The organism is Archangium sp., assembly GCF_036389735.1.
Taxonomy (GTDB): Bacteria; Myxococcota; Myxococcia; order Myxococcales; family Myxococcaceae; genus Archangium.
On the sequence record NZ_DASVWK010000965.1, the window covers coordinates 1 to 9,592 of the forward strand.

At 69.6% G+C, this 9,592-nt stretch carries 8 protein-coding genes; 5 read left to right on the forward strand and 3 right to left on the reverse strand.

Translation table 11 applies throughout. The features are described 5' to 3' along the window. Together VF794_RS34345 and VF794_RS34350 are read left to right on the forward strand one after the other, a co-directional pair. A partial coding sequence (locus tag VF794_RS34345; protein WP_331117346.1) for a S8 family serine peptidase occupies nucleotides 1-978 on the forward strand: 978 nt, incomplete at its 5' end. Nucleotides 979-1,504: 526 nt separating this feature from the next. Further along, on the forward strand, nucleotides 1,505-2,995 hold the full coding sequence (locus tag VF794_RS34350) for a S8 family serine peptidase (RefSeq protein WP_331117347.1): 1,491 nt from the start codon (nucleotides 1,505-1,507) through the stop codon (nucleotides 2,993-2,995). A gap of 104 nt (nucleotides 2,996-3,099) precedes the next feature. Here the strand turns inward: VF794_RS34350 and VF794_RS34355 are convergent, their stop codons facing one another. After that, nucleotides 3,100-3,813 carry a 2OG-Fe(II) oxygenase gene (locus tag VF794_RS34355; protein ID WP_331117348.1) on the reverse strand — a complete coding sequence of 238 codons (714 nt, stop codon included), beginning with the start codon at nucleotides 3,811-3,813 and terminating at the stop codon, nucleotides 3,100-3,102. Nucleotides 3,814-3,907: 94 nt separating this feature from the next. Between VF794_RS34355 and VF794_RS34360 the strand changes: the two genes are divergently transcribed. After that, complete coding sequence (locus VF794_RS34360) at nucleotides 3,908-4,711, forward strand: tetratricopeptide repeat protein (RefSeq protein WP_331117349.1); 804 nt, start codon at nucleotides 3,908-3,910, stop codon at nucleotides 4,709-4,711. Nucleotides 4,712-4,742: 31 nt separating this feature from the next. Here the strand turns inward: VF794_RS34360 and VF794_RS34365 are convergent, their stop codons facing one another. Both VF794_RS34365 and VF794_RS34370 read right to left on the reverse strand, forming a co-directional pair. Further along, nucleotides 4,743-5,921 carry a S8 family peptidase gene (locus VF794_RS34365; protein WP_331117350.1) on the reverse strand — a complete coding sequence of 393 codons (1,179 nt, stop codon included), beginning with the start codon at nucleotides 5,919-5,921 and terminating at the stop codon, nucleotides 4,743-4,745. Nucleotides 5,922-6,025: 104 nt separating this feature from the next. Then, nucleotides 6,026-7,171 carry a S8 family peptidase gene (locus tag VF794_RS34370; protein ID WP_331117351.1) on the reverse strand — a complete coding sequence of 382 codons (1,146 nt, stop codon included), beginning with the start codon at nucleotides 7,169-7,171 and terminating at the stop codon, nucleotides 6,026-6,028. 385 nt (nucleotides 7,172-7,556) lie between these two features. Here VF794_RS34370 and VF794_RS34375 point away from each other — a divergent pair, with 385 nt between their 5' ends. Together VF794_RS34375 and VF794_RS34380 are read left to right on the forward strand one after the other, a co-directional pair. Further along, nucleotides 7,557-8,711, forward strand: coding sequence for a serine/threonine-protein kinase (locus VF794_RS34375; RefSeq protein WP_331117352.1), 1,155 nt, complete (start codon nucleotides 7,557-7,559; stop codon nucleotides 8,709-8,711). Next, nucleotides 8,692-9,592, forward strand: a 901-nt coding sequence (locus VF794_RS34380) for a serine/threonine-protein kinase (RefSeq protein WP_331117353.1), incomplete at its 3' end; no start/stop codon positions are given. The genes VF794_RS34375 and VF794_RS34380, both read left to right, overlap by 20 nt.

Below are 9,592 nucleotides of genomic sequence, written 5' to 3' on the forward strand. Positions count from 1 at the left end.
GACGGCGTGGAGCCCTCCGCGTTCGCCCGGGGCCTCGGGCTGGCGCCCAACTTCGTCTACCGCAACGCGCTCAACGGCTTCGCGGGCCGCATCCCCGAGGCCGTCGTGGAGAAGATGCGGCACGATACCGCCGTGGAGTACATCGAGCAGGACGGCGTGGTGACGGTCGACGCCCAGACGATTCCGTACGGCATCACCAACGTGGCCGCCACCACCAACTCCACCCTGGCGGGTAACGGCAGCGGCGCCGTGTCCGGGCCGACCGTGTTCATCATCGACACGGGCATCGCCGCCCACGCGGACCTCAACGTCGTGGGCCACGTGAACTACGCCGGTGGCCAGAACACCGACTGCAATGGCCACGGCACGCACGTGGCGGGCAGCGTGGGCGCCCGGGACGACGCCAACTACGTGGTGGGCGTGGCCCCCGGCGTGGCGGTGTTCGGCGTGAAGGTGCTCAACTGCCAGGGCTCCGGCACCAACTCCGGCGTCATTTCCGGCATGGACTTCGTGGCTGGCCACTCGGCCGCCCAGAAGGTCGCCAACATGTCGCTGGGCGGTGGCTTCAGCCAGGCCGTCAACGACGCCGCCAAGCGGATGGTGGCCGGCAACGTGGCGGTGGCGGTGGCCGCCGGTAACGACGGCGCGGATGCCTCCACCAAGTCGCCCGCGAGCGAGCCCTCCGTGCTCACCGTGGCGGCGCACGACGCCAACAACGTCAACGCCTCGTGGAGCAACTTCGGCTCGCTGGTCGACCTGTCGGCTCCGGGCGTGAGCATCCTCTCCACCTCGAAGAGCGGCGGCACCACCACCATGAGCGGCACCTCGATGGCCTCGCCGCACGTGGCCGGCGCGCTGGCGCTCTACCGGGCCAACAACCCGTCCGCCTCGGGCACCCAGGCCATGAGCGCCGTCAAGAGCAACACCTCGGGCACCAGCTCGCGCGGCTTCGGCCGCCTGTACGTCGGCAACTGGTAGTCCCCGCCCCGGGCCTCCCGGGCTGATGGCCGTGCACTTCCTCGGCGCCCTCTCCCCTCTCCGGATGGGAGGGGGCGTCGTGCTTTGACGGGGAGGGGCTCGCCCTGGGTGGTGGCGGACCCGTCCCCCCTTTCTTCGCTGACTGGAAAAACAGGTCCGCGGCCTTGGTGGCACGCCTGTCTCCGCTCCACCTTGAATTTTTCGGGGGTGAGCCTGTGTGTCCTTGTAACCCAGCGCTAAAATTTCAATGTCACGGCATGAAACCGTCCGAAAGCAGGACGGCCTGTCCAAGACAAGGACACTCCAACAGGTCGGAGGAACGTCAGGTCCCTTTACATTCCTGCGGGCCTGAAATTCTCCATTCGCGGGAAAACCTCTTGGGATTCAAGAACTTAAGCAAACGAGGCCTCTGCGGGGCTGACCGGGCTTCCGGGTTGGCAAGCGTCTTGCTCATTAGGTTGGAGCTTCCCGGCAAGCAGGTTTTACCCGCTTCACACCCCCAAGCCGGACCCCCGAGGTACGACACATGCGCTTCATCAAGTCGACGATGCTGGCCGCCGCGCTGCTGCCCGCCATGGCCCAGGCCGCCGATGGCCGCTTCATCGTGCAGTTCAAGGAAGGTCACGGCAACGGCCGCGCCGTCGTGGAGTCCATGGGTGGTCAGGTGAAGCTCGAGATCTCGGGCACCCGCGCCGTGGCCGCCGTCCTCCCGGAGCGCGCGCTGCAGGGTCTGAAGAACAACCCCGCGGTGGAGTTCATCGAGGAAGATGCCAAGCGCTACCTGATGGGGCAGAGCACTCCCTACGGCATCGGCATGGTGCAGGCCGACCAGGTGTGGCCCACGGGCGTCACGGGCAACGGCCGCAAGGTGTGCATCATCGACTCCGGTCTGTACATGGCCCACGAGGACCACGCGGCCACCACCAAGTCGGTGACGGGCTACCCGGCCGGCTGGAACACCGACAAGTGCCACCACGGCACGCACGTGGCGGGCACCATCGCGGCGCTCAACAACACCACGGGCGTGGTGGGCGTGCTGCCCAACGGCGTGGACCTGCACATCATCAAGGTGTTCGGCGATGACTGCGCCTGGACGTACGCCTCCGGTCTGGCCGACGCGGCCAACCGCTGCGTGAGCGCGGGCGCCAACGTCATCAGCATGTCCCTGGGTGGTGGCGCCAAGAGCCGCACCGAGGAGACGGCCTTCAACAACGCCAACGCGGCCGGCGTGCTCTCCATCGCCGCGGCGGGCAACGGTGGCAACAGCCAGCTGAGCTACCCGGCCTCCTACCCGATCGTGGTCTCGGTGGGCGCGGTGGACAGCGCCAAGACGATCGCCACCTTCTCGCAGTACAACAGCCAGGTGGACGTGTCGGCCCCGGGCGTGGGCGTCATCTCCACGGTCGGCTCCAAGCAGGTCAACAGCCTGACCGTCGCCGGCGCCACCTACTCGGGCGGCTACATCGACGGCGCGGCCCGCACGGCGGGCGTGACGGGCGCGCTGGTCGACGGCGGCCTGTGCGACACCGTGGGAGCCTGGAGCGGTAAGGTCGTCCTCTGCCAGCGCGGCGTCATCGGCTTCGTGGACAAGGTGAACAACGCGAAGGCGGGTGGCGGCATCGGCGCGGTCATCTACAACAACGTGTCGGGCCCCTTCGCCGGCACGCTGGGCACGGGCGTCACCAGCACCATCCCGGCCATCTCGCTGAGCCTGGAGGATGGCCAGGCCATCATCGCGACGGGCGGCATCGGCCAGTCGGCCACCGAGGAGAGCTCGGTCACGGACCCGGGCAGCGGCTACGAGGCCTACGACGGGACGTCGATGGCGACCCCGCACGTGGCGGCCGTGGCGGCCCTCATCTGGAGCTACAAGCCCACCTGGACCAACCTGCAGATCCGCACGGCCCTCGAGAAGACGGCCGAGGACCGCGGCACGGCCGGTCGTGACAACTACTACGGCTACGGCATCGTGCGCGCCAAGGCGGCCCTGGACTACCTGAAGGCCACCTACCCGTAATCCCCCCGAGCTGGCCCGGGCGCTGTCCGACCCGGGCCCTGTCTCCCGCCGCTCCGGCCTTCACGGGCCGGGGCGGTTTCGTTTTGCGGGGTCCCTGGCTTCCGTTACTTCGCGGGGGCACCCGCGCCGTACATCGTCTCGGCGCGGTGGAAGAGCACCCACGAGGTGATGATGTACTTGTCGTTGGACTCCGGCTTGTTGCCCCGGTGGGTGTGGGTGAAGCCCGAGGGGAAGATGAGCATCCGGCCCGCCTTCGATTGCACCTTCTTCTCCTGGTAGAAGAACTCGGTCTCGCCGGCCCCGGGCACGTCGTTGAGGTAGAACTGGAAGGCGAGCACCCGGTGCAGCGCCTCGCAGCTGGCGTCCTTCGGGTACACCTCCGAGTGCCAGTGCGGGTAGCCGCCGGAGCCCTTGAGGTACTTCTGGATGGTGAGGTCGCCGTAGCGGTAGAGGGCGCCGACGAGCTGCTCGAAGTTGGGCTCGCCCAGCTCGGCGAAGTTCTCCCGCGTCAGCGTCACCATCTGGCCCGTCTTCGGGTGCTTGGTGGCCAGCGAGACGGCGCCGATCAGGCTGTAGAGGTACTTGCGCAGGTAGAGCTTGAGCGGGGGATAGGCCGCCTCCAGGAGGCTGCGCAGCAGGCCCTGGTACTCCGGATGGAGGTTGATGGTGAGGTCGTAGCTGTCCTTCTTGGCCACGTCGACGCCGCCCCCGGTCCGGCCCCGCTGCACATGGGGACTCTTGTCGAACAGCTGGATGATGTCCTGGCACTGCTTGGGGCTCAGGACGTTGTCGTGCACTTCGATGAAATCGGGCGTCATGGAGGCGGACGGGGGCGAGGAGGGTGGGGGGGAGTATAGAGGCCCCGCAGTGAACCCACTAAGATGGGGCGAGCAGAGAGGAACTCCTCCCCACATGCGCCGCTTCTTCGCCCTGTCCCTCGCCACCTCCCTCCTCGGCGGCTGTTCCTGCAAGGGAACCCCCGCCCCGCCCGCCTCCACGACCGACACCGTGGTCGTAGTGAGTCCGCGGCAGGCCCCTCCCCAGCCCGTGCCGCCCGCCCCCGCGCCCCCCAAGGAGCCGACCGCCTACGACAAGGCCGTGCAGTTCCACCAGCAGGGCCGGCTGAGCGGCGAGTCGGGCAACCTCCAGGAGGCGCTCAACCACTTCCAGCAGGCGCGGGAGCTCGCCCCCGGGTGGCCCCTGCCCATCTATGACACGGCGCTCACCTACCTGCTGATGGGGGACACCGCCAAGGCCCTCACCTTCTACGAGCAGGTGGACAAACTGGAGCCCAAGGGCTTCGCCGACACCAAGCGGGTGCTCGAGTGCCTCCGCCGGGAGAAGTCGGGCCGCGTGCCCAAGGGGACGTTCCGCAAGTTCATCGACCTCATGCGACTGAGGGACCCCGAGGCGTATGAGCGGCAGTTGGCGGAGATGACCAAGGCCGCTCCGAACTTCTACCCCGCCTGGCGCGAGTTCATCGTCTACGGCAAGGACCTCGATGAGCAGGAGCGCCGGCTCGAGAAGGCGCTGTCCCTCAAGCCGGATGCCGAGAGCCGGGGCGAGCTGCTCGTGTACAAGTCCAACCTCCTGCGCCGCCGTGGCAAGGAGGCGGAGGCCCGCGAGCTGCTCCAGTCACTCGTGGACGACCCCCAGTCCTTGCCCAGCACGGTGACGAGCGCCAAGGAGGCGCTCACCTTCACCCTGCCTCCGTGAGCCGGGGCGTCGAACCCGGGCTCGAAGGGGACTACAGGCTGCCCTTGTAGAGCAGCCGGTTGGGCGTGCCGGCGGGGACGCCGGTGAGGACGTTGGGGGTGGCGTTGTTGATGAGCCACGTGTTGACGGTGGAGGAGGCCGCCTCGCCGTAGGTGGCCTTGTAGAGGGCGGCCACGCCGGTGGCGAACGGAGCGGCCGCCGACGTGCCGCTCAAGGTGTTGGTGGCCGTGCTCGAGGAGTACCAGGCCGAGGTGATGCTGGAGCCCGGAGCGTAGAGATCCACGCAGCTGCCGTGGTTGGTGTAGGGGGCGCTGACGTCGCCGCAGGTGCTGGCGGCCACGGTCATGAGGCTGGGGGCGCTGCCCGGCGAGGAGTTGCAGGCGTCCGAGGCGCTGTTGCCGGCGCCCACGGCGAGGAACACGCCGGAATTGGCCAGGTTGGTCGCGGCGGTGTTCAGGGTGGCGGAGTAGGAGCCGCCCAGGCCCAGGCTGGCCACGGATTTGGCGACGTGGTTGACGCGCACCCAGTCCAGGCCGGCGATGACGCCGGAGTTGGTGCCGGAGCCGTTGCAGTCCAGCACGCGCACGGCACGCAGGCTGACGCCCTTGACCACGCCGAAGGTGGAGCCGCCCACGATGCCCGCCACGTGCGTGCCGTGGCCGTTGCAGTCCTGGCCGTTGCCGCCCAGGGCGTCATACGCCACGGCCGCGCGCCCGCCGAACTGGGTGTGGCTGGTGAGGATGCCCGTGTCGATGATGTACGCCGTCACGCCCGCGGCGGTGGAGGTGTAGGTGAAGGAGCCGCTCAGCGGCAGGTTGCGCTGGTCGATGCGGTCCAGGCCACAGTTGACGCCGGACTGGGTGGCGGTGGCGTGGACGACGGCGTCCTCCTCGACGTACTCCACGTCCGCGTGCTGGCGCAGGGCGGTGAGCTGGCCCGGGGTGAGCGAGGCCGCGAAGCCGTTGATGAGGGAGTACTCGAAGCGCGGGGACACTCCCGCCACGGCGGCCACGGCGCGAGCGTCGGCCCCGTCCCTCACCTTGACGAGGTAGGCGCCCTCGATGCGCAGGCCGGGCTCGGCCATCTTCAGGGGCGCGCCCGTCTGACCGGACTCCTCGGGCTGGACGAACGAGTCCTTCGTGTCGCCCTCACCACAGGCGGCCAGGGACAGCACGGAACCAAGGAACAGCACGTGACGCACGGCGCGCATGGGGCTTCTCCTGCTACGGCGAGGAAGGGGCTTTCCCAAAAGAAAACGGGGGCCGCGGCACGAAGCCACGACCCCCGTCAGCTCAACCGATGTTCAGCCTGGGATTACAGGGAGCCCTTGAAGAGGAACTTGCCCATGGAGAGGCTGGTGGCGTTGGTCTTCAGCCACGAGTCGACGGTGGAGGAGGCCGCGTCGCCGTAGGTGCCCTTGTAGAGCGCGCCCACGCCAGCGACGTGCGGCGAGGCCATCGAGGTGCCGCTCATGGCGGTGTAGGTGCCGTTCAGCTTCGCCGAGGTGATGCTGGAGCCCGGGGCGTAGATGTCCACGCAGGGGCCGATGTTGGAGAAGGACGAGCGCGTGTCGTTGCTGGCCGTGGAGCCGACCGTGGTGGCCGAGGCGGCGCTGGCGGGCGAGTAGTTGCAGGCGTCGGCGCCGCTGTTGTTGCCGGCGGCCACGGCGAGGAACACGCCGGAGTTGGCCAGGTTGTTGGCCGCGGTGTTCGTGGTGGAGGAGTAGCCGCCGCCGAGGCTCATGTTGGCCACCGCGGGCTTGACCGCGTTGACGCGCACGTAGTCCATGCCGGCGATGACGCCGGAGTTGGCGCCGGAGCCCGAGCAGTCCAGCACGCGCACGCCACGCAGCTTCACGCCCTTGGCCACGCCGTAGGTGACGCCGCCCACGGTGCCGCCCACGTGCGTGCCGTGGCCCTGGCAATCGGCGCCGGTGCCGCCGAACGCGTCATACACGTTGGCCGCGCGGCCGCTGAACTCGGTGTGGTTCGTCTGCAGGCCCGTGTCGATGATGTACGCCGTCACGTTGGAGGCCGTGGTGGTGTAGGTGTAGGTGCCGCTCAGCGGCAGGGCGCGCTGGTCGATGCGGTCGATGCCCCAGGTGGCGCCGGACTGGGTGGCGTCGGCCTGAACGATCGCGTCCTCCTCCACGTACTCGACGTCCGCGTTCTGACGCAGGGCGGTCAGCTGGCCCTTGTTCAGCGAGGCGGCAAAGCCGTTGATGATGGAGTACTCGTGGCGGGGGGAGACGCCAGCCACCGCGGCCACGGCGCGCGCGTCCGCACCGTCCTTGACCTTCACGATGTAGTCGCCGTCGATGCGCAGGCCGGGAGCGGCCTGGTGCAGGGGCGCGCCCATCTGGCCAAGCTCGGCCTCGGCGGCCTGATCCATCTCGGCACCGCCGCAGGCGGCCAGGGACAGCACGGAACCAAGGAACAGCACATTACGCACAGCGCGCATGGGGACTCCTGTGGGGGTACGCATTGCGGGGAAGGTCAATGCGGAACGAACCGTACGCGAGCCGTTTTTCCCTGGCAAGTGGGAATTTTGATTTTCTTCGCTTTCAGGGTGAGCCTAGCAAATCCAGTGAGTCGCGTCAAAATTGGTGTTCAAAGTATATGGTGAGCCCAATGATTCCAAATACCTACGTTATCGCCGTGACTGAATTCCGGACAGGTGGCTGAGACAAGAACACTCCACTCGGGGAGAGGAATGTAAAGACTCTTTGTGCCCTTTCTTCTCATTCCCTGGGAATCTCCCGTGCCCGGGCCTGAGTCCCCCGAGGGGCGGGAGACCTGGGGAGTAGTTACCTTCGGGTCGACATTCGCGGTAGGGTGCGCGCCCCATGGTCAGCCTCAAGCAGTTCAGCCGGCGACGGCCCGCGCGCCACGAGTCGGAGCACCACCTCTTCTCCAGCGAGGGCACCCACTTCGAGCGCATCCGGCTCGTGAGCGAGGGGCCGCTCGGAGAGGCCATCCTGCTGGCGCGGCGTCATCCTCCCCAGGGCAGGGCGGAGTTGGTGGTGGTGAAGGCCCTGGATCGGCGGCAGCCCCGCAAGGCGCGCGAGCGGCTCGCGGAGGAGGCACGGCTCGCCTCGCGCCTCTCGCACCCGGGCATCGTCCGGGTGTTCGGCCACTACCAGCAGGGGGAGACGGGCTACACGGTGTCGGAGTTCGTCGAGGGCACCTCGCTCGCTACAGCCCTGTGCGACGCGGCGCTGCTCGCCAGGCCCTTGTCCGAGGAGCTCGGCCTGTATGTCTGCGCCGAGGTGGCCGGGGCGCTGCACTATGCCCACACGCTGGCGGACGAGCGGGGCCAGCCGCTGGGCCTCGTCCACCGGGACGTGTGTCCGGCCAACCTCCGGGTGAGCCGCGAGGGACGGGTGAAGCTCTCCGGCTTCGGGGTGGCCTGGTCGCGCCTGCCGGGCCGGGAGGAGACGACGGAGGAGGCGGCGCCGCTGGGAGACGCCGACTACGCCGCGCCGGAGCGCCTGTGCGCGGGCGGGGCCCGGCTCCAGCACGAGGCCCGCGCGGACCTCTTCTCCCTGGGGCTGGTGCTGCTGGAGCTGGTGACGGGCCAGCACCTCTATTACGTGGAGCCCCTGGATCGGCGGGTGGCGCACGTGCACACCGTGAAGAAGCGCGGAACGTGGGGCGAGTGGGAGGGTGAGCCCCTGGGGCTGGAGGAACTGGCGCTGCGCGCCGACTGCTATGGCCCCGGGGACGTGGAGTACGCCTTGCACGGCCTCTCGGAGCCCGTGAAGGTCGTCCTGCGCAAGCTGCTGCGCCGCGAGCCGGCGGAGCGCCACGCGACGGGGGCGGAGCTGGAGGCGGAGCTGCGCCGATGTCTGAGGGCCCGGAGTTGGTGGTACGGCCCCTGGCGGGCGGCCCGGGAGCTGGCCCGGCTGCGCGCCGAGGCGGTGCCCCTGTGGCGAGGGGCCGAGGCGGTGGGGACGTTCCGCTCGGTGGATGCCTTCGAAAATGTGGACCGGGACGAGTGACGTGGGGCTGGGGGCGGGGCGACTGCCCCTGACGTTGAGGCGCCTGCTGTGGAGGCGGGGGGCTCGGGAGGCGAGAGCCGACGCGGGGCTGCCGCCACCGGGCAGCGTGGTGGGCGGCTACCTGCTGGAGGCGAGGCTGGGCCGCGGGGGCTTCGGCGTCGTGTACCGGGGGTGCTGCGGCGGCCGCCTGTACGCGGTGAAGCTCATCGCCGTGCGGCACGCGGGGACGTGGGGTCGGCGGGAGATGGAGGCGCTGTTGCGGCTGGAGTCCGAGGGCATCGCCCCGCTGCTGGGGCACGGCTACTGGCCGGCCGCCGCGCCGCGCTTCCTCTTCCTGGTGACGCGCTATGTGCCGGGGCGCACGCTGCAGGCCTGGGCCCGGCAGCGCAATCCCCACGCACTCGAGGCCACGGAGAAGGTGCTGGGGCTGACGTGGGCACTGGTGGAGGTGCACGCGGCGGGGGTGGTGCACCGGGATGTGAAGGGCACCAACGTCATGGTGCACGAGCCGGGGGGCGGGGTGGTGCTGGTGGACTTCGGCTCGGCGGGCCACGAGGGGGCGCTCACCCGCCGGCTGCCGCCGGGCACTCCTCATTACCGGAGCCCCGAGGCGCTGCGCTTCCTGCGCGAGGGCGGGCGGGGCGAGGGCTACCGCTCGACGTCCCAGGACGACCTGTGGGCGCTGGGCGTGCTGCTCTACTGGCTGCTGACGGGGAGCTGGCCCTTCGACCCGGCGGAGCCGGAGGCCGCGCTCCACGCGGAGCCTGAGCCGCCCCACGAGCGCAACCCGCGCGTGCCCCGGGCGCTGGGCGAGGTGTGCCTGCGCCTGCTGGCCCCGGAGCCCGAGGCGCGCTTCCCCGATGCCCGGGCGGTGGCCGCGG

What these genes read in the sequence shown, in the direction of transcription:
- VF794_RS34350 (WP_331117347.1), top strand. Translation starts at nt 1,505, where the DNA reads ATGCGCTTCATCAAGTCGACGATGCTGGCCGCCGCGCTGCTGCCCGCC.
- VF794_RS34355 (WP_331117348.1), bottom strand. Translation starts at nt 3,813, where the DNA reads ATGACGCCCGATTTCATCGAAGTGCACGACAACGTCCTGAGCCCCAAG.
- VF794_RS34360 (WP_331117349.1), top strand. Translation starts at nt 3,908, where the DNA reads ATGCGCCGCTTCTTCGCCCTGTCCCTCGCCACCTCCCTCCTCGGCGGC.
- VF794_RS34365 (WP_331117350.1), bottom strand. Translation starts at nt 5,921, where the DNA reads ATGCGCGCCGTGCGTCACGTGCTGTTCCTTGGTTCCGTGCTGTCCCTG.
- VF794_RS34370 (WP_331117351.1), bottom strand. Translation starts at nt 7,171, where the DNA reads ATGCGCGCTGTGCGTAATGTGCTGTTCCTTGGTTCCGTGCTGTCCCTG.
- VF794_RS34375 (WP_331117352.1), top strand. Translation starts at nt 7,557, where the DNA reads ATGGTCAGCCTCAAGCAGTTCAGCCGGCGACGGCCCGCGCGCCACGAG.